This window comes from Bacillus sp. EE-W1, from assembly GCF_009760835.1.
Taxonomy (GTDB): domain Bacteria; phylum Bacillota; class Bacilli; order Bacillales; family Bacillaceae_G; genus Bacillus_A; species Bacillus_A wiedmannii.
The window spans coordinates 19,584-39,959 of record NZ_WIPE01000073.1; the positions used below are offsets into that span (position 1 = coordinate 19,584).

At 37.2% G+C, this 20,376-nt stretch carries 21 protein-coding genes and 1 pseudogene; 2 read left to right on the forward strand and 20 right to left on the reverse strand.

Going from position 1 to position 20,376, the window contains the following annotated elements; translation table 11 throughout:
* Positions 1 to 61 precede the first annotated feature (61 nt).
* Together panF and GFJ36_RS18545 are read right to left on the reverse strand one after the other, a co-directional pair.
* On the reverse strand, positions 62 to 1,501 hold the full coding sequence (gene panF / locus GFJ36_RS18540; RefSeq protein WP_001104842.1) for a sodium/pantothenate symporter: 1,440 nt from the start codon (positions 1,499 to 1,501) through the stop codon (positions 62 to 64).
* A gap of 3 nt (positions 1,502 to 1,504) precedes the next feature.
* On the reverse strand, positions 1,505 to 1,783 hold the full coding sequence (locus GFJ36_RS18545; protein ID WP_000800722.1) for a YhdT family protein: 279 nt from the start codon (positions 1,781 to 1,783) through the stop codon (positions 1,505 to 1,507).
* 272 nt (positions 1,784 to 2,055) lie between these two features.
* Here GFJ36_RS18545 and dhaS point away from each other — a divergent pair, with 272 nt between their 5' ends.
* The gene (gene dhaS / locus GFJ36_RS18550) at positions 2,056 to 3,540 is read left to right on the forward strand and encodes an aldehyde dehydrogenase DhaS (RefSeq protein ID WP_046954598.1); all 1,485 of its coding nucleotides are present in this window, start codon (positions 2,056 to 2,058) and stop codon (positions 3,538 to 3,540) included.
* A gap of 51 nt (positions 3,541 to 3,591) precedes the next feature.
* On the opposite strand, the gene fabG is transcribed toward dhaS, so the two are convergent.
* Positions 3,592 to 4,332, reverse strand: a complete 741-nt coding sequence (gene fabG, locus GFJ36_RS18555) for a 3-oxoacyl-ACP reductase FabG (RefSeq protein WP_000395032.1) — start codon at positions 4,330 to 4,332, stop codon at positions 3,592 to 3,594.
* Between the two features lie 133 nt (positions 4,333 to 4,465).
* Here fabG and GFJ36_RS18560 point away from each other — a divergent pair, with 133 nt between their 5' ends.
* Positions 4,466 to 4,615, forward strand: a complete 150-nt coding sequence (locus GFJ36_RS18560) for a YfhD family protein (RefSeq protein ID WP_060487356.1) — start codon at positions 4,466 to 4,468, stop codon at positions 4,613 to 4,615.
* Between the two features lie 73 nt (positions 4,616 to 4,688).
* On the opposite strand, the gene GFJ36_RS18565 is transcribed toward GFJ36_RS18560, so the two are convergent.
* From GFJ36_RS18565 to fdhF, 17 genes and pseudogenes are all read right to left on the reverse strand, one after another.
* The gene (locus GFJ36_RS18565; protein ID WP_097889896.1) at positions 4,689 to 6,542 is read right to left on the reverse strand and encodes a terpene cyclase/mutase family protein; all 1,854 of its coding nucleotides are present in this window, start codon (positions 6,540 to 6,542) and stop codon (positions 4,689 to 4,691) included.
* A 99-nt stretch (positions 6,543 to 6,641) separates the two neighbouring features.
* Positions 6,642 to 7,067 carry a divergent PAP2 family protein gene (locus GFJ36_RS18570; protein ID WP_000447816.1) on the reverse strand — a complete coding sequence of 142 codons (426 nt, stop codon included), beginning with the start codon at positions 7,065 to 7,067 and terminating at the stop codon, positions 6,642 to 6,644.
* Positions 7,068 to 7,145: 78 nt separating this feature from the next.
* Positions 7,146 to 8,087, reverse strand: coding sequence for an EamA family transporter RarD (gene rarD, locus GFJ36_RS18575; protein ID WP_000535553.1), 942 nt, complete (start codon positions 8,085 to 8,087; stop codon positions 7,146 to 7,148).
* A gap of 91 nt (positions 8,088 to 8,178) precedes the next feature.
* Entirely contained in the window at positions 8,179 to 8,427 is a 249-nt protein-coding gene (locus tag GFJ36_RS18580; protein WP_000871331.1) for a DUF1294 domain-containing protein, read from the reverse strand.
* A 158-nt stretch (positions 8,428 to 8,585) separates the two neighbouring features.
* A complete protein-coding gene (locus GFJ36_RS18585; RefSeq protein ID WP_075311544.1) occupies positions 8,586 to 8,984 on the reverse strand; it encodes a hypothetical protein in 399 nt (132 codons plus the stop codon).
* A gap of 42 nt (positions 8,985 to 9,026) precedes the next feature.
* On the reverse strand, positions 9,027 to 9,251 hold the full coding sequence (locus GFJ36_RS18590) for a group-specific protein (RefSeq protein WP_097889897.1): 225 nt from the start codon (positions 9,249 to 9,251) through the stop codon (positions 9,027 to 9,029).
* A gap of 15 nt (positions 9,252 to 9,266) precedes the next feature.
* Positions 9,267 to 10,316: pseudogene (locus GFJ36_RS18595) on the reverse strand (P-loop NTPase).
* A gap of 60 nt (positions 10,317 to 10,376) precedes the next feature.
* Complete coding sequence (gene moaD / locus GFJ36_RS18600; RefSeq protein ID WP_087982170.1) at positions 10,377 to 10,613, reverse strand: molybdopterin converting factor subunit 1; 237 nt, start codon at positions 10,611 to 10,613, stop codon at positions 10,377 to 10,379.
* 4 nt (positions 10,614 to 10,617) lie between these two features.
* A complete protein-coding gene (gene moaE, locus GFJ36_RS18605; RefSeq protein ID WP_157349706.1) occupies positions 10,618 to 11,082 on the reverse strand; it encodes a molybdopterin synthase catalytic subunit MoaE in 465 nt (154 codons plus the stop codon).
* Positions 11,063 to 12,370, reverse strand: a complete 1,308-nt coding sequence (gene moeA / locus GFJ36_RS18610; protein ID WP_088064164.1) for a molybdopterin molybdotransferase MoeA — start codon at positions 12,368 to 12,370, stop codon at positions 11,063 to 11,065. Before moeA ends, moaE begins: the two co-directional genes overlap by 20 nt.
* An 18-nt stretch (positions 12,371 to 12,388) precedes the next feature.
* Entirely contained in the window at positions 12,389 to 13,405 is a 1,017-nt protein-coding gene (locus GFJ36_RS18615) for a molybdopterin-synthase adenylyltransferase MoeB (protein WP_097889898.1), read from the reverse strand.
* Between the two features lie 24 nt (positions 13,406 to 13,429).
* On the reverse strand, positions 13,430 to 14,209 hold the full coding sequence (locus GFJ36_RS18620; protein ID WP_033656377.1) for a formate channel: 780 nt from the start codon (positions 14,207 to 14,209) through the stop codon (positions 13,430 to 13,432).
* 200 nt (positions 14,210 to 14,409) lie between these two features.
* Positions 14,410 to 15,426: a GTP 3',8-cyclase MoaA gene (moaA, locus tag GFJ36_RS18625; protein ID WP_206773118.1), complete on the reverse strand. Its 1,017-nt coding sequence runs from the start codon at positions 15,424 to 15,426 to the stop codon at positions 14,410 to 14,412.
* Positions 15,427 to 15,446: 20 nt separating this feature from the next.
* Positions 15,447 to 16,244 (reverse strand): formate dehydrogenase accessory sulfurtransferase FdhD, encoded by a 798-nt coding sequence (gene fdhD, locus GFJ36_RS18630; protein ID WP_075311558.1) that lies wholly within the window; start codon positions 16,242 to 16,244, stop codon positions 15,447 to 15,449.
* 16 nt (positions 16,245 to 16,260) lie between these two features.
* Positions 16,261 to 16,605: a Na-translocating system protein MpsC family protein gene (locus GFJ36_RS18635; RefSeq protein WP_000039582.1), complete on the reverse strand. Its 345-nt coding sequence runs from the start codon at positions 16,603 to 16,605 to the stop codon at positions 16,261 to 16,263.
* Between the two features lie 116 nt (positions 16,606 to 16,721).
* Entirely contained in the window at positions 16,722 to 17,204 is a 483-nt protein-coding gene (locus GFJ36_RS18640) for a helical membrane plugin domain-containing protein (RefSeq protein ID WP_087981472.1), read from the reverse strand.
* Between the two features lie 12 nt (positions 17,205 to 17,216).
* Positions 17,217 to 20,156 carry a formate dehydrogenase subunit alpha gene (gene fdhF / locus GFJ36_RS18645; protein WP_157349707.1) on the reverse strand — a complete coding sequence of 980 codons (2,940 nt, stop codon included), beginning with the start codon at positions 20,154 to 20,156 and terminating at the stop codon, positions 17,217 to 17,219.
* Between the last annotated feature and the right edge of the window lie 220 nt (positions 20,157 to 20,376).

Genomic DNA, 20,376 nt, shown 5'->3' on the forward strand with positions numbered 1-20,376 from the left:
AATAAAAAAGAATAAATTCACACAAAAAAACGTAGTCCTCTATAAGGACTACGTTCTTCCTCTAACCTATACTGTTTTTCTTCACAGCACTCATACTTCCAATGATATAAGCTATAAACGCAAAACAAATTGGGAAGACAACTGTATGTATACCGAACGGATTTGGATAGAAAAGATGAATACACATATATGAGCCTACCCCAACTAAAATAGAGGCAAGCGCTCCTGTTGCATTTCCTTTTCTCCAATATAACCCTAATACGATTGGCCAAATGAATGCTGCTTCTAACCCACCGAAAGAAAATAAATTTAACCATATTAAAAAATCTGGTGGTTTAATTGCTGCTGCATAAACGAGCAGCCCTACGATACCAGTAATCCACAAACTTCCTTTTCTAATCGTACTGTCTGCTGCATCTTTATTTATGTAATTTACGTATATGTCTTTAATAATTGATGAACTTACAAGTAACAATAACGAGTTTACTGTAGACATAATTGCTGCCATTGGCGCAGCTAAGAAAACTCCAGCTAGCCAAGGTGGCAACACTTCCATCGCGAGTAGCGGCATGACTTTATCCGGTACCGTTATACCCGGAAGTACGACTCGCGCAAATACACCTGTTAAATGCATACCAATCATAATTGTACCTACAACAACCGTTCCAATTATTAACGCTTGGTGCATAGCTTTTGAATTTTTATAAGACATGGCACGCACGCTAATTTGCGGTAACCCAACAACACCAATTCCAATTAAAATCCAAAATGATGTCACATATGATTTCGTTAAACTACCATCCGCTCCGAATGGTGTAATTAAATTTGGATTGATTTGAATAAGCTCCTGCATAATCTTTTCAATTCCACCACCAGCAATGACAGTAGCAATTAAAATGATTGTCGTTCCAACTAACATAATGATTCCTAATAACGTATCTGATAAAGCAACTGCACGAAATCCACCAATTAATACGTACACAAGTACAGAAAAAGTAAATAAAAATAGTGCTGTTGTATAAGATAGACCCGTTAGTGATTCAATTAATCGGCCACCACCGACCCATTGAGCTACTGTTGCTGAAAATAAGAAGATAATAATACATAACGCAGAAAGTATAACAACTGCTTTATTATTGTATCTTCCCTTTAAATAATCGATAAGAGTAATGGCTTCCATCTTCCTAGCGATAATTGCAAACTTTTTACCGATAACCGTTAAAACGATATACCCTGTTACAACTTGAATCGCAGATAATAATACCCATCCGAGGCCCATATTGTACGCAATACCTGGACCACCAATAAAGCTACTAGCACTACCGTACGTAGCAATCATTGTCATCGCTAATAATAAACCGCCAAGTTCACGCCCACCAAGAAAATATTCTTGTAAAAATTTATTATTAGCAGTCGCTTGTACGCGTCTTGAAGCATATACACCAATTAAAAATACAACGATAAACGAAATTATCATTGGAATGATTACATACCAATTCATCTATTATTCCTCACTTTTTTCTTCCTCATCGAGTGAAATATCTTGAAATACAAAACGAACAACTAAACTAAGTAAAATAACCATAACGATAAATCCAACGATACAGCTATAAAAAAACCATGCTGGAAAACCGAATACATATGTATATTCACTTGGATTTTTACTACCAAGCCCATAAGCAAATCCGTACCATATTATAAAATTGATAATAGCAAGTCCAAGACCAATTAACGCTTCTCTATGGGCAATTCGAAAGCGTGGATCATCATGATAATTCTTCATTTTCTCCCTCCTCTCACGATGTATTATTGTACCATTGTTCTTCTAGTTTTTCCTACTAGAAAGCAAAAACAAGCAGGATTTTTTATAATCATATAGAAGCTTCTCTTACATTACATATTTTTTACAATTGTAACACAAATGAAATTTGAATTTTCAGTATTTGTTAATTATGATTAAAATTAGAGGCTTTCCATCTAGTTCCCACATCCTTGATTTCGGAATAAACGCCGTCTCGTACTGCGTTTACATTATATTTTCAAGGGGGTTATACAATGAGTCAACTAGCTGTAAATCTTCATGAAAAGGTAGAAAAGTTTCTTCAAGGTACAAAAAAGTTATATGTGAATGGATCTTTCATTGAAAGCGCTTCCGGAAAAACATTTAAAACACCTAACCCAGCAACCGGCGAAACACTTGCCGTCGTTTCTGAGGCTGGTCGAGAAGATATTCATAAAGCTGTCGTTGCAGCTCGTATGGCTTTCGACGAAGGTCCTTGGTCTCGCATGAGCACTGCTGAGCGAAGCCGTCTTATGTACAAGTTAGCTGATTTAATGGAAGAACATAAAGAAGAGCTTGCACAGCTCGAAACATTAGATAACGGAAAGCCAATCCGTGAAACAATGGCAGCAGACATACCACTTGCAATTGAACATATGCGCTATTATGCTGGCTGGGCTACGAAAATCGTTGGTCAAACAATTCCTGTTTCTGGTAATTACTTTAACTATACACGCCATGAGGCTGTTGGTGTCGTCGGTCAAATTATTCCTTGGAACTTCCCACTTCTTATGGCAATGTGGAAAATGGGAGCAGCGCTTGCTACAGGATGTACAATCGTTTTAAAACCTGCAGAGCAAACTCCACTATCCGCTCTATACTTAGCTGAATTAATTGAAGAAGCTGGATTCCCGAAAGGTGTTATTAATATCGTTCCTGGATTCGGTGAATCAGCTGGACAAGCTCTCGTTAATCATCCACTCGTTGATAAAATTGCATTTACTGGTTCTACTCCAGTCGGTAAACAAATTATGCGACAAGCATCTGAATCATTAAAACGCGTTACACTTGAGTTAGGCGGTAAATCACCAAATATCATCTTGCCAGATGCTGATTTATCTCGCGCGATTCCTGGTGCACTTTCTGGTGTTATGTTTAACCAAGGACAAGTATGCTCTGCTGGATCACGCTTATTTGTTCCGAAGAAAATGTATGATAATGTCATGGCTGATCTCGTCCTCTATTCTAAAAAACTAAATCAAGGTGTCGGTCTTAACCCTGAAACAACAATCGGTCCTCTCGTTTCCGAAGAACAACAAAAACGTGTAATGGGCTACATTGAAAAAGGGATTGAAGAAGGCGCTGAAGTACTTTGCGGAGGAGGCAATCCATTCGATCAAGGCTACTTCGTTTCTCCTACAGTATTCGCTGACGTAAATGACGAAATGACCATCGCAAAAGAAGAAATTTTCGGTCCAGTTATTTCTGCAATACCTTTTAACGATATTGATGAAGTAATTGAACGTGCAAATAAATCACAATTCGGCTTAGCGGCTGGTGTGTGGACAGAAAATGTTAAAACAGCACATTATGTTGCAAGTAAAGTACGTGCTGGTACAGTATGGGTAAACTGTTATAACGTCTTTGATGCAGCATCTCCATTCGGAGGATTTAAACAATCTGGTCTTGGTCGTGAAATGGGATCTTACGCATTAAATAACTATACAGAAGTGAAGAGTGTTTGGCTCAACTTAAATTAACGAAAAAAGAACCTGGCCTATCCGGTCAGGTTCTTTTCATTATGTATTCATTTAAACTTGCAATCCCCCGCTCACATTTAATACTTCTCCTGTAATATAGGATGCGTACTCTGATGCTAAAAAGGCCGCTGCGTTCGCAATATCTTCTGGCGTTCCAATTCTACCAACCGGAATCGCGCCAACCATCTTTTCTTTCACTTTATCTGGTATCGTTTTTGTCATATCTGTATCCATAAATCCTGGGCAAATCGCGTTACACGTAATGCCGAAACTTCCAACTTCTTTCGCTGCCGTTTTCGTTAAACCTACAACGCCTGCCTTCGTAGCCGCATAATTCGCTTGACCTATGTTTCCTTCTCTACTAATTGAAGATATATTAATAATGCGTCCATACCCTTGTTGTCTCATGTAAAGAAGCGCTGGCTGCATACAATAAAAAACACCTGTTAAATTTACTTGCAGTACTTGTTCCCATTCCGGTTTCTCCATTTTATGTAACATAGCATCTCGCGTAATTCCTGCATTATTTACTAAAATGTGCAGTGTACCAAATGTTTGGACAGCGTATTCAATTAAGGACTTCGCATCATTTTGATTACTCACATCACAACGATACTGCTTCACTTCATATCCTTCATCTGATAACTCACGTGTCGTTTTTTGTAGCTTCTCTTCATTTACATCGCTAATTAATACTTTAGCCCCTAGTTTTGCATAAACCCTTGCAATCTCTTTTCCAATTCCCTGTGCAGCTCCTGTTACTACAGCTGTTTTCCCATTTAAAAACTCCATCCCTATCCCCCATTTCTATTACTTATACTGTATATTTCGGCTCTTTGCTTCCCAATTCCTCTTTGTATAAAAAAGTCTATTTGTGTCAAACTAACTTTGCAACGTCGCATAAAACACAAGGAGATTGTGTCGAATGAACAAAAAAAATTTCAAGCAAAACAAAGCTGCTGATGGCATTGATGTTGAGTTCTCTCGTGAACTCGCTGACCACAATGACTTAGAAGCAAACGCACGTGCAAATGCCGCTGATGCACGTCAAAAACGCCAGTCAATAGAGAAATAAGGAACGCACAACCTTATTCTTTTCAACAGGGACCTACTACCCAATAAAATAAACCGAGAGATATCCTCTCGGTTTATTTTCTATATTTTTTTATATAATGTGCCAAAGTAAGTAGCGGATATATATATGCATAGCTATGATAACGAATATAAAACCCACCTGGTAAACCTGTTCCGGTAGGATAGTGTTCATTATCATCAGGATTCGCAAGCAAATATGAAATACCTTTTCGAATAGCTGGTGTTTCTTCATCATGGTAAGAAATGAGAGCATCTAACGCCCATGCTGTTTGGGATGGTGTACTAAATGGTAAAGTAACGAACCTTTTTTCCACGCTACTGTGGCACGATTCCCCCCACCCACCATCTTCATGCTGTATATGGTCCAGCCATAAAGCTGCTCTTTTCATTGATGGATTGCTAGATGGAATTCCGAGTGACCGTAAACCAGTCATAACAGCCCACGTACCATATATATAACAAATCCCCCATTTCCCATACCATGATCCATTTTCCTCTTGCACATTCATTAACCAATTTATCGCACTTTGTTTTTGTTTCTCAGGCAATTCATTTTGCGCGTATGTCCCGAAAAGCTCTAACACTCTTCCTGTAATATCTGGTGTGGAAGGATCTGTAATCATATCGCTTGCATTTTCGATTGGTAAATTTGCTAATAAATTGCTCGTCACACCTTTTTCAAACGCTCCCCAGCCACCATCATTATTTTGTAACCCTTTAACCCAATTGACCCCTTTCTTCCAAGCATTATCTACATTTTCGTTCCCTCTACTTCTTGCCAACGCTCTTAGCACAGCTGTTGTATCATCGACATCTGGAATTGTCGTATTCACATCCGAAAAACCCCAACCGCCTGGAGTCAGCGCCGGAGCATGTACGCTCCAATCAGCTTTTTTTGTATGCTGTTTTTTTAATACATACGCTGCTGCATGTTGAATCATCTTATTATCTTTCGAAGCGTGGGCCTCTTGTAACGTATAGCTGAGTAAAGCCGTATCCCATACAGTTGAAGGAGAATTTTGCAAATGATTCCCTCTTTCCATCTTCCATATATAAGATGTTATCCCTGCTATAGCTTTTTGAATCATTGATGATTGAAGAGAATGTCCTAACGCGAGTAAAGCATAAATCATATAAAATGAGGCAGTTGCGTAACTATATAACGTTCCATTTTCATCGATACGCTCTTTCATAAAACGTTCGACTTCCTCATATCCTTTATGGTGTAAAGAAAGTGGATACGATATGATTTGTTTTACATCACTTAATAACGTTTGAAACAACGGAGACCGCTCCTCCCGAAACCATTTCCCGCCCCCGCCTGCGATATGATTTAAATTTGGCAGTAACTTTTTTCCTACTCGAAATCTTTTATTTAAACACACCATCATCGGAATTAAATGGATACGTGCTGAGCTACTCAATTCAAATATACTTAGGGGTGAATCATTTTGCAGAAACATAATCGGTGTTGGCAAATGAAAGAGCGAAGGGTATTCATATTCTCCATGAATTGCTAATAAAAACTTCGTCATAAAATGAGCACGCGCCACGCCTCCACGTTCCTTAATAAACATTTCGGCTCGCCTCATATTCGCATCTTCTTTTGTATATTTTTTTGAAGCTAGTAAGGCAGCATAAGATTGAATTGTAGCAGATAAATTGCCACCCACTTCATCTTCATACAATTTCCATGTTCCTTCATTTGTTTGAAGTGATGCTAATCTTTTTACAAACGGTTCTATCTCTTTATCTCTACCTAATAATTTTAATAAAAAAATCATATGGCAATCTGTTAATGGTGCTCCTTCAAAGCAAAACTGCCACGTACCATCTTGCCGTTGCATCGTTTGAAGTGCAGTTGTTCTTCTCGCTATTTCTTCATGCACTTTTTCATATAATAACAAGTTACTCACCCACCCTTTCGAAATCCGTATAACGATATTCAAAAAGGTAGCTAAATATGTATGAAAACAAAGAAAAACAGAACATATAAAATGTTCTGCTCATAAGCAATATCCCACTCCGACAATAATCCCTACTAAAGCACCGACTACTACTTCATACGGTGTATGCCCGACAAGTTCATTTAACTTCTTATATTCTGTTTGTCTACCGTGAAAGAACTCATTCAATATTTTCGCTTGTTTACTAACTGCAAGTCTTACTCCTGAAGCATCATACATAACAATTATTGCAAAGATAGCAGCAATAGCAAATAAGGTACTTTCCACACCTTCTACAACGCCAACACCTGTCGCAAGTGCTGTAACAGTTGAAGCATGAGAACTCGGCATCCCACCTGAAGCGAAAAACTTTGCAAAATCAAATTCACCCGTTTTGAATAATTTAAAGACTACTTTCGTTAATTGTGCTAGAAACCATGAAATTACAGCGGCCATAAGCGGATCATTATGTAAAATTGTTTCCACGTTCTCAGCTCCCTACTGACTATAATGGAAATCTATATAGTATCAGTATAAAGAAAAATGCGTAGAAAATACTACGCATTATGATACTTTTGCTGATTTATTTTTTATAAATTTCGGTTGTTTCTGCACTAAAAACTTTGTTTTCGCTATTGAAAACACAAATAATGCAACCCATATACAGAAAAATGCCATCATATGAGTAGATGTGAAATGTTCACCAAATACGAATACACCTAAAATTAAACTAATCGTTGGTGCAATATATTGTAAAAATCCTACCATATAAAGCGGAATAAGTTGTGCTCCTTTTGCAAAATAAAAAAGTGGTAAAGCTGTAACAATGCCCGCTCCTATTAATAGTAACGTCGATGACATGGAAATAGATCCAAATGAACCGAATCCATGCGCTCCTGTCATAACGAGATAGATAATCGCAAACGGCGTCACTAACATCGTTTCCATCGTAAGACCAATTGTCGCATCATAGTTTAACAATTTTTTTGTTAATCCGTATAATCCAAATGAAAAGGCAAGTGATAAAGAAACCCACGGAATAGATCCGAAACGGACTGTTAAAATGATAACCCCTATTCCAGCTAAACCAACTGCAACATATTGCCAAAAGTTTAACTTTTCCTTTAAAACGACTGTACCAAGTAAAATACTAATAAGCGGATTAATATAATATCCAAGACTTGCTTCAATGACATGATTATGATTAACGGCCCATATGTAGACAAACCAGTTTCCGCTAATCAAGACTGAAGCTATTGTTAATGACATTAATAATTTAGGTCGTTTAAAAAGATTCACGAACTCCCCAATAAACTGACGAAACCTCTTCGTAACACCTAACACAAGTAACATAAAAACGAACGCCCAAACGATGCGGTGTGCTAATATTTCATCTGCTGGAACTTCCTCAACCCATTTCCAATAGATTGGTAGGATTCCCCACATCGTATAAGCACCAGCCGCATATATAATTCCTTTTTTTTGCTGTGCTGATTGACTCCCCATCTTCCCTTTTCTCCTCTTCTCATTTTTCTCCATTATACGGTCCCGCATGCTCACTTTACCAATAATCAATCTGCAATTCTTTCGACATTTCTCATACAGCAAAAAGTAAACATACTGTTATAACGACAAGTAACGGTATACCGAAAACAAATTTCTTTTTATGTGTTTTATGGTGAAACATATACATACCAATCCAAGCACCAACTGCGCCTCCAGCTACCGCTGATAAAAACAACGTACTTTCTGGCGTTCTCCACTGTTTCTTCTTCGCTTTTCGTTTATCAAGCCCCATAAGGCTAAAAGCTATAACGTTAATAATAATAAAATAAATCCATTTCATCGCTTTCTCTCCCTATGAAAAATTCGCTTAATGGTAACATGAAAAAACGATGGAAACAACTGAAGAACACTTTTTATTAATTAGTTACCTTTATATTTAAATAACCAACTAAAATCGCAGTTACAGCAATTAAATAGAAAGATATTATGAGCAGAATCTTATATTGCATTCCCTTCATCCACTACCATATCATCGAAAAAACTTCTCTCAATCTCTTTTTCATCGAAATGAAGAACTACAATTAGTCCTACATATAAAGAAACGAAATTTAGAAACCATTCCCCATTATCATCTTTCTTAGCTAAACATTTAAATATCTCTTGAAATTGCATACGTTCATCTGCAACAACAACCGGGCGCACACCAAAATATTTCAATACGAAATGTAGGTTCAGCTGCACGGATAATGATAAAATATATTTTAATATCTCCTTATACTCCGCACTATCTTTTTGACTATACAACTTCACAAGCTTTTGATGTAAAGTAGAAATCGATAATTCTTCGTTAGTCACTTTAGTTGCTTCTATCGTTTCAATCATCTTTTTCATATTCATTACATTCACCCCTTCTGCAAAAAAACAAAAGCCAAAGCGTATTTATTTTATAATCAGCAATAATTGAGTATTTCTCATCTCTCGTTCTTCTTCACTAACCAAATCATACTTTTTTAAAAGATGAAAGATATCATTTAATATTTCCTGTGAATGATTCCCTCGCGAAAATACCTTTAACTCTTTAAAAATCACTTCCGGTAAAAAACTCTTTTGACTTTCAAGTTTACTCATTACATCTTCCATAGAATGATCGATATTACACGCCATACTAAACTTCCCCCTCTATCCTCTATAAATAATATCCTCCGCTAACGATGTAAACACTTCTCCTACAAGAGACTCTTCATCATATACAGATGAACCGTTATTTTCTTCTCGTCTTGCAAAAGGTATTTGTGCAATCACTTCTGTTTGCAATTGTTCTGCAAGCATTTCGCCGCCTCCTTTTCCGAAGAGATAATTTTTCGATCCATCTTATTCTTCATAATAAGCCATATTTTCTACAATTCCTAAAATCTCGTGTTTCGTATGTTTTGCCATAACACCTACTCTAGATGCTACGAATGAAGCTACGTTGTGTGGTGTTGTAACGATAATTTCTTGCGCCTGCGGGATCATTGCTGCAACATCAATAGCTACATCTCCTGTGCCAGGTGGTAAATCAAGAAGTAAATAATCTAATTCTCCCCAGTGCGTATTCGCAAGGAAATTTTGAATCCATTTATTTAACATCGGTCCGCGCCACATAACCGGGTTATTTCCTTCTGCAAAAAATCCCATCGACATAATTTTAACACCGTGACTTACAACCGGAATTGCCGTTTGATCAATCATCGTCGGTTTTTGATTCGTTTCCATCATAGCCGGAATGCTAAAACCATATATATCTGCATCTAATATCCCCACTTTTTTTCCCATACGAGCTAAAGCAGTTGCAAGGTTAATTGTCACTGTTGATTTTCCAACTCCACCTTTACCGCTCGTTACAGTAATAAATCGTACCCCTGAATCAAGGCGAAGCATGCTCGGCATTCCAGTTTCTGTTCTACTATTTTTCTTTAACTTCTCTGTTAGCGCAGCTCGTTCTTCTTGTGTCATAGAACCAAATGTCAAATCTACTTTAGATGCACCAATTGCCTGAAGAGACTCTTCCACATCTTGTTGAATTTTTGCCTTTAATGGACAACCTTGAATCGTTAGCACTACTTCAAGTTTAACCTCTGTTCCATTCATTTGTATATTTCTAACCATATTTAATTCTACAATACTTTTGTGTAACTCCGGATCCTCTACATGTTTTAATGCGTTCATTATTTGTTCTTGAGTAATCATAGAACTCATCCCTTCTCGTATTCGAATTTATATACAACATCTTCTTGGCGAAAAAGCTTATTATCCCCCACTAACGGGCGGGATTAATGCGACTATATCTCCAGCTTTTATCATCTCTTCATCCGTTACAAATTCTTCATTAACAGCCACCATCACTCTATCAAGCGATTGTAAGCAATAGCTTGCTTTGAGCCATTCTTTTAATTGCTGCACTGTCATTTCTTGTTTTTCTGAAATTATTAATTGATCCGATCCGATTTCCTCACGCAAATTTGCGAACAATAAAATTGTAATCATCTTCTCATTCTTCCTTCTTCGGTTTTCCTTCTGGATATGCCGTATTTTCAAGTTGATCTCCAATCCACATCGTCCCATCTTCCCAAAATTCTTTTTTCCAAATTGGGACGATTTGTTTTATACGTTCAATCGCGTATTCATTCGCTTCATACGCTACTTTACGATGCGGTGATGAAACTGCAATAACGACCGCAATATCCATGATTTCTAGCCGCCCTACACGGTGCTTAATTGCTACTTTTGCGTCCGGCCATTTTTCGTTAATTTCTTCACCAATTTTTGTAAGTTGTTTTACTGCCATCGGTTTATATGCTTCATACTCTAAATGTAACGTTCGTTTTCCTTTTGTTAATTCTCTCACCGTACCAATAAATGTTGTAATTGCACCTGCTTCTCTTCTTGCGACTTTATTCGTTACTTCTTCAACTACAATCGGTATATCTACAATCTCAAATAGCGCTTGTCCCATTAGAAACACCTCTCACTTTATAAAATGCCCAAGGCCATTCACTACCTTCGTTATCTTCCAGCAAAAGAACATCTACGAACATATCTTTTTTATAACCTCTCGTACCACCTGGAAGTACAATAAATATATTTGTCTCTGCTAGAGAAGAAACCGAGCTAGATTTATCAAACCCTGACGGATAAGCGATTAATTGCCCTTCGTTATATGTCAGTTTTGCTCGCACAAATCTGGTAAATGGATTTGGTTTTAGAAAATCTTCTCCTAATAACGCTTTTTCTCTTTTTACATGTGCTTTTTCACTAAACATATACGTCCGAATACAAGGTCTTACAAATAATTCAAATCCTACGTAACAAGCAGATGGATTTCCTGATAAACCAAATAATAACTTGCCATTTAATTGTGCTACAGTCGTAACACTACCTGGCCGCATTGCAACTTTATTGAAAAGAACCGATGCACCTAACTTTTCGTAAATAGCTGGTAAATAATCGTAATCCCCTACTGATACACCACCTGTTGTAATGAGCATATCCACTTGGCTTAACGCTTCTTTTACAGCTGTGAAGCATGTATGAAACTCATCGCTAAACTTCCCAAAATATTTTACTCTTCCGCCCGCTCTTCGAATTTGAGACAATATCATATACGTATTACTATTTCGGATTTTCCCTGGCTGTAATGAATCATTTACATCCAGTAATTCACTACCAGTCGCTAACAATCCAATTACAGGCTTTCTTGCCACTGGTACCTCACTATATCCAAACGTAGCAAGAAGAGCTGAAATACCTGGATGAATGTATGATCCTTTTTTTGCAAGAACCGTTCCTTTACGAGCATCTTCACCTTGAAAAGAAATATTGTCACCCGTTTTGAATGATCGCTTCACTTCCATATAATTGTTGCCAGCTTCCTCATATTGACGAGTCAGCTCTAACATAACAACCGCATCACACCCATTCGGAATTTGCGCTCCCGTCATAATTCGAACCGCTTGAAACGGCCCTACTTTCTCGTGAAATATTGATCCCGCACCAATTTCACCAATTACTTCAAACACAATTGGTGTTTCATAACTTGCTACATTCGTATCTTCTGCTCTAATAGCAAATCCGTCATACGGTGAACGATTGAATGAAGGTACGTCATGGTCAGCTATTAAATCCTCCGCTAATATACGTCCGTAAGCTAATTCAATAGGTAGTAACTCCTTTAATCCCTCATTAGCAAATCCCATTACTTTACGAACAGCTTCTTCAACCGTAATTGGCACTCTTCTTTCCATTATTGACAACCCTTTCTATTAACCGAATACGCGATAATATAATTGTTTCGCTTTCGAAATATCATTTGTACCATGAATGAAAACACGACCATCTCGAAAAATAACGACGCGGTAATCATCTAGTTGGCAAGATAGTAAATACGGATTCCGATCTACTTCCCCCAATTTTTTTAATACTTTTTCTATATCGTCAAAATCGTACTTCCTATTTTCTACCGGCCTAATTTGCACTGTATTTCTTCCGCATAAAACAGCCACCTTCGTTTGGTTTTCGTATGATAAATAAGGATAAGTTCGATTCAAACCGCACGAGGGGCAATCTTCTGTTTTGATTTTCCCTAGTCTTATAAAATGGTTTTGATTACTCCATATATCAAACATGAAAAATGTTTTTCTAATTGCTGAGAAATCTCCGACTAAAATTTTGAGTGCTTCCGCCACTTGATATGCTGCGACGATTTGAACAGTCGGGCTAATAATTCCAGCGGTATCACATGTCACACCTGTAACAGGAACGTTCTTCAGCACGCAATGTAAACACGGTGTCTCTTGCGGAATAACCGTATGACTCATACCGTACGATCCAACGCAAGAACCATATACCCACGGGATATTATGTTTTTGTGATAAGTCATTTATTATAAATCGAATATCAAAATTATCTGTTGCATCAATTATTACATCTACATTTTTTAATAGGTCCTCCATATTTTCTGCAACTGCATCCATTACGAAAGCATGCATTTGTACTTCCGAATTAATTTGTTCTAGCCGGTCTTTAGCAGCAATTGCTTTCGGCATTTTCTTTCTCGCATCTTGTTCAGAGTACAATTGTTGCCTTTGTAAATTACTCCATTCAACGTAATCACGATCAATAATCGTCAATTTGCCAATACCTGCACGTACGAAACTTTCGGCACTTGCACTTCCTAATGCGCCTGCTCCTACAATTAACACATGTTTATTCCGAATTTTTTCTTGCCCTCTACTCCCAATTGGTTTGAACAACTGTTGTCGTGAATACCGCTCATCCATTACATATCCTTCCTCTCACGAACTCTATTTCATATTAGAATGTTGTTTTTGATAACAAGCAAAATAAGCAAATCCAACAAATCCAGCTCCCCCAATTACATTTCCGATAAAAACAGGAACAAAATTTCTAGCAAGATCCATCCACGTCAGATGACCTGCAAAAATAACTGCTGAAATAACAAACATATTTGCTACCACTTGCTGAAATCCAATCACTACAAATGCCATAATCGGAATCCAAATTCCGATTATTTTCCCGACAAAATCACTCGTCCCATAAGCGAGCCAAAGCGCAAGACAAACGAGCCAATTACAACCAATTGCTAAAATTAAAGTTCTCCCAAATGATTCATGTAATTTCCCTTCCGCTATCGCTACCGTTTTATTTAAATAATCTCCCTCTGTTAATCCGCCAAGATGACCGAAACAATACGCAACAAAAATAGCTCCCACGAAATTCATGAAAGTAATCCAAACCCAATTATTTAGTACACTTACCAATGTAATTTTCTTTGCATAAAGCGCCATAGAAAGTGACATCATATTTCCGGTAATTAATTCTCCTCCTGCTAATACGACGAGCATTAATCCAACAGGGAAAACCGCTCCTCCTAAAACATTGACTAAACTACCCCAGCGCTCAGGTAAATTACCTAAAACACGAATATTAAGCAAAAAACCTAACGAAATAAACGCTCCTCCTAAAAAACCGAGAATAAGCATTGCTGGCAACGTCTGACTTACTTTTTGAACACCGGCCTCAATTACAAGCTCAGCAATTTGTTCCGGTTTATGAAATGCCATTACTAATTCCTCCATTTTCTCCAAATAAAAAAGCAGCTTCAAAAAACCTCCTCAAAATAAAGGTTTTTGAATGCTGCTTAATTTCTCTGCACATCTTTTACAGAGATATCAATCATCACTTTTACTATAAAATAGAAAATCTACAAACGTTGCATACTTTCCATTTTGTATATACTTCCTCAAAGCGTCACTCTTATATATCAACCACCAATATGTGACATTTCAATTTTAGGCGATCTTTTTTTACTTGTATGACTTAAGCGTTCATCTGAATAACGATCTTCTCGGTTGTTCCATATATCACGTACGATATCTGTTATTTCCTCGTCACTGTATCCAGATCGAAGTAGTTCCCTCAAGTCATTTCCTTTAGAAGCGAACAAACAAGTATATAATTTTCCTTCTGCAGAAATACGTGCTCTCGTACATGATGAACAGAAGGAATCTGTTACTGATGAAATAATACCTATCTCTTCTTCATTTCCAATATAACGATAGCGAGTCGCAACTTCACCTGCATAATTTGCTTCTATCCGTTCTAATGGCATAACTTGATGAATGGCATCTACTATCTCTTGTTTCGAGACGACCTCTCTTAATTCCCAACCGTTATAATTTCCAACGTCCATATACTCAATAAAACGAAGAATATGCTTATTTTCCTTAAAGTATTGCGCCATCTGCAAAATATCTTGTTCATTTTTCCCTTTTTGAACGACCATGTTAATTTTAATTTTCATACCAACTTCAGCTGCAGCCTGTATGCCTTCCAGGACCCTTTGCACTTTGCTTCTATTACCATTCAAATAGAAAAACCGATCTTCTTCTAAGGAATCTAAACTAACTGTCACACGTGATAAACCCGCCTTATATAAATCAGGAGCAAACTTTTTCAGTAGTGATCCATTGGTTGTTAAACCGATATCCTCCACACCATCTATTTTATTAAGGCGCTCAATAAGCTGCGGAAGACCTCTTCGAAGTAACGGTTCTCCGCCCGTAATTCGTAACTTTCTTACACCTAAAGAAACAAAAATACGTGTTATCCTTTCAATCTCATCAAAAGATAAAATTTTATCATTAGACAAAAACGAATAATCAGGACCAAATATTTCTTCTGGCATACAATAACGACAGCGGAAATTACAGCGATCAGTAACAGAAATACGTAAATCCTTTAAAGGACGTTGTAGTTTGTCTAATGTGACAGATTTCATATTTATTGCCTCACTTTTACTTATTTTATATTTATAACACGCTCTGGATGCGTATATACATTTAATGATTGATTCCGAATAAACCCTATCGTAGTAATACCTAATTCTTCTGCTAGCTGCAAAGCCAATTCGGTTGGAGCTGATTTTGACAATATAATTTCACAACCGATTTTTGCAACTTTCAATAATATTTCCGAAGAAATACGACCACTAAATACAATGACTTTATCTTTTATAGAAATATTATTTTTTAAGCAATAACCGTAAATTTTATCTAATGCATTATGTCTACCGATATCCATTCGGCTTAAAATAATGCCATTCACATCACACAAAGATGCATTATGAACGCCACCTGTATGTTGAAACGTCTCCGCAGATTGCTGCATTTCTTTCATTAATCGAAAGCAGTCTTCTGCAGCAACCTGTACATGGACACCATTCATTTTTTTAGCGCTTAGTGCATCATTTGCAAAAACAAACCCTTGTCTACTCATACCACAGCATGAAGTAATATAACGTTTATTTTGCATTTGTTCGTAATACGGATTCACTTTTTTCGTTGTGACATGCACAAATCCTTCTTTCTCTTGTACCCATATGTCATCAATATCTTCATACTTCCGAATGATTCCTTCAGATGCTAAAAAGCCTATTACCATATCTTCTATATATTCTGGAGTACTAACCATTGTAACAAACTCCTGTCCGTTCATTTTAATCGTGACAGGAAACTCTGTTACAATACTGTCCTCTATATGTTTAAACGCCCCTTGTTCATAACGAAAGATTTCTCTTTCTACCTGTATCGGTTTCACGATCAGTATCCTTCTCTCACGTTATATTTTTATCAAAAACAAATACCGAAACTGCAATATCTTCTTCTACTTTCATATCTGAAAATAAATTCACTAATTTCGCTCCAACAAGTTCCTCCAAATGTTCACGGGAATTCGCAGCATACACTTCTTGAATCATTTTCGTTCTAGCCATATGAACCATTTCCGCACCGTCCATCGTACTTGAAATGAATTTTTCAGTAGGTGTTAAGTTTCCGTAAAGGGTCGCAATCGCCATATTTTCAGCAAAAACAGTATGAATTCGTTCTGGTCCTTTTCCGAAAAGTTCCTTTCGAAGTTTTCGTATCATATCATTAAATTCATGTACTTTTTTTGACATACAATTATACCTCCCAAAAATCCTCATTTTACTTTATTATATATTTTACCAAAATGACCCTTCCGCCCAAAATATTTCGTACAAACATTTGGGCGAAAAGATTCACTTCATGAAGATTATTCGTCTTTTAACCCTTTACCCATACCTTTTAAGAAATGAAGCCCAAACCCTATAGCACGGTTAATATCTGGGTCTTTCAATACTTTCATAAGGTCAAATACCCCTACTTTTTTATTACTCTCTAGATGTTCATTACCTTCTTCTAACCCTACTAATAAGCTACCTATTAGCTTTTTCGTAAGTTCTGGATCAAGTTCTGTTAAAGCACCCGCAGCACCCATCATATTATTAATTAAATTCGTAACAGGCTCACGAGTCACTTGGCCAAGTACAATCTTTGCGATCGGTTCTTTCGCCTTTAACATAGAATTTGCAGCTTCTAGCATTCCGATGTCATTTAATTCCCCAACAATATTAAACATTTGATTTAAAGCCTCTTCATTATTAGCTAGAAGCTCTTTTAAATCATCTAATTTTTGCTGTTTTATTTCTTCCTCAGTTAATTCTTGTTTTTGAATCACTTTTATAGGTGCAGCCATATTTTTCTCCTCCTACTTATCCGTTAAATGCACATACCCTGGACGTGCCCACTTACGATTTACCTCAATACCAGCTTGAGGATGACGTTTTTTGTTACGCGGGTTCGCTTTTGGCATCGGATTTGCGCCATCAACTTCTAGCACTTCCATACGCACTTTCGTCTGTTTATAAGCAGGTGTGTTCGTACGTACGTCCACAGCAGGACCTGTTAAGAAATTAATTGCTGTTTCATTATCTGTAGAGTTCATCGGTAAATATAACTCATTTTCTTTTACACGGTCTGTTACAAGTGCACGTAATTTTAATGCTCCAAAAGGAGAAACAAGACGAACTAATGAACCTGTTTTCACTCCACGTTCTTTTGCAAGTGCTGGAGAAACTTCTACAAACACACCAGGTACTTTCGTTTGAATACCTGTTGATTTATTTGTCATATTCCCTTCATGGAAATGCTCAAGCATACGACCGTTATTAATGTGAAGATCGAACTCCGCTGGGAATTCAGCTGGACGTACCCAGTCAGCAATCGCAAAACGAGCTCTTTTATCTGGGAAGTTAAATCCATCTTGGAACAGAAGTGGTGTATTCGTTCCATCAAAACTTCCCCAATGGAAACTATTCCACCCTTCAAGTACTTCATAGTTTGCTTGTGAGAATAGTGGTGATAAACTTGCCATTTCAGCAAAAATTTCACTTGGATGGCTATAATTCCAGTTTGCACCTAATTTATTCGCAATCTCCTGCACAATCCACCAATCTGGCTTCGCATCTCCAAGCGTAGGAAGAACTTGATACAATCTTTGTACACGACGCTCTGTATTTGTGAAAGTACCTTCTTTCTCAAGAGACGGTGCTGCCGGTAATACAACATCTGCATATTGAGCAGTTTTAGATAAGAAAACGTCTTGTACAACGAAGAAATCAAGGCTTGATAACACTTCATGTACGTGGTTCGCATTAGAGTCTACAAGAGCCATATCCTCTCCGACAAGATACATAGCTTTCATTTTCCCTTCATCAATTGCGTGAAGCATTTCAATATTATTAAGACCTGGTTCACTATTAATTTTCACTCCGTAAGCCATTTCAAATTTCGCACGTTCCATATCGTTAGTAACGTGCTGATATCCAGGAAGCCATCCTGGTAAAGTACCCATATCACAAGCACCTTGTACGTTATTATGACCTCGAAGTGGATATGCACCAGCACCTGGACGACGATAATTACCTGTTGCAAGCAGTAAGTTTGAAATCGCAGCGGAAGTATCCGATCCACCTGTATTTTGCGTTACTCCCATCCCCCAAAGGATACATGTACCATCTGCATCACGAATCATTTCAGCCATTTGAATAAGTATTTCTTTTGAAATACCAGTCATTTCTTCTGCATATTCAAGTGTATATTCTGTAAGACTCTCTTTAAAATCTTCAAAGAAGTTTACATTCTCATCAATAAATCGTTGATCGTGCCAGCCTTGGTCAATCATATATTTCGTAACAGCCATTAACCATACTTGATCTGTTCCTTGTTTTGGACTAATAAAAACGTCTGAACGCTCTGCCATTTCTGTTTTACGAAGATCAGCCACAATTAATTTTTGTCCGTGTAATTTATGCGCACGTTTAATACGTGTAGCTAAAACAGGATGACCTTCTGTCGGATTACAACCTACAATAATAACAAGACCGGATTTTGCGATATCTTTAATCGTTCCAGCATCTCCGCCCATACCAATTGTACGGAATAATCCGTCTGTCGCTGGCGATTGACAATAACGTGAGCAGTTATCAATATTATTCGTTTCAAATACTTGTCGAGCTAATTTCTGAATTACATAATTGTCTTCATTCGTAATTTTAGATGAAGAAATAAAGCCGACAGCATCTTTACCGTATTCTTCTTTAATAGATCCTAATTTACTTGCAACTACATTTAGTGCTTCTTCCCATGTAGATTCAACAAACATTCCATTTTTACGAATTAAAGGTTTCGTAATTCTTTCTTTAGAATTTACGAAATCCCAACCGAATTTTCCTTTTACACAAGTAGAAATTGCGTTAACTGGCGCATCAGAAGAAGGTTGTACTTTAAGGATTTTACGCCCTTTCGTCCACACTTCAAATGAACAACCTACACCACAAAATGTACATACTGTTTTCGTTTTCTTCGTACGAGTATCACGCATAGCCGCTTCCACTTCTGATACCGCAAAAATGCCGCTATATCCAGGCTCAACTTCTTTAATTAAATCTACCATCGGTTCAAGAATATCTGGTTTTAATCCCGTCATAAATCCAGCTTCACCAAGCATCGTTTTCTCCATTAAAGCATTACAAGGACAAATGGTTACACATTGACCACAGCTCACGCATGAAGAATCATTAATATTTACTCCTTCATCCCAAATAACTCGTGGACGTTCCGCTTCCCAGTCTATTGATAACGTTTCATTTACTTGTAAGTTTTGACAAACCTCAACACATTGACCGCATGCAATACATTGGTTAGGATCGTAGCGATAAAACGGATGCGTCATATCAACTTCACTTGCATCTACTTTTGGTTCATAAGGATATTTTTGATGTTCAATCTCCATTAATTCTGCTGTATTATGCAGTTTACAGTTCCCATTGTTGTTGTCACATACTGTACAGTATAATAAATGATTTTCTAGTAACCTATCCATTGCCTCTGTTTGTGCTTCTTTGGCATGAGCAGAATTACGTTCAATGTTCATACCTTCTGTCACTACTGCCGAACAAGAGTGCACTAACTTTCCGTTAACCTCTACAATACAAGTGTCACATGTTTGAATAGGATCTACTTCTGGCACGTAACAAATTTGCGGATGTTCAATCCCGTTCTCATTAATAACACCCAATATCGTTGAACCAGGCTCCGCTGTATACTTTTTTCCGTCAATTGTAATATGAACCATGTTGTTATTCATGGTCTTTCCCCCTTTTTGAGAATAAAAAAAACTCCACCACGAAAATATACGCACCACATTTCGGCACGTTATTATCATGGTGGAGTAGTTTATTAGCACATCTTGCTAAAATACCAATCCATTTATTCATAAATAAAACGATAGATTCATAACAGGTCATATCACGATTCCATCTTTAACACTATAATTATAGCGTTAAAGATGGAAATATACAATATAA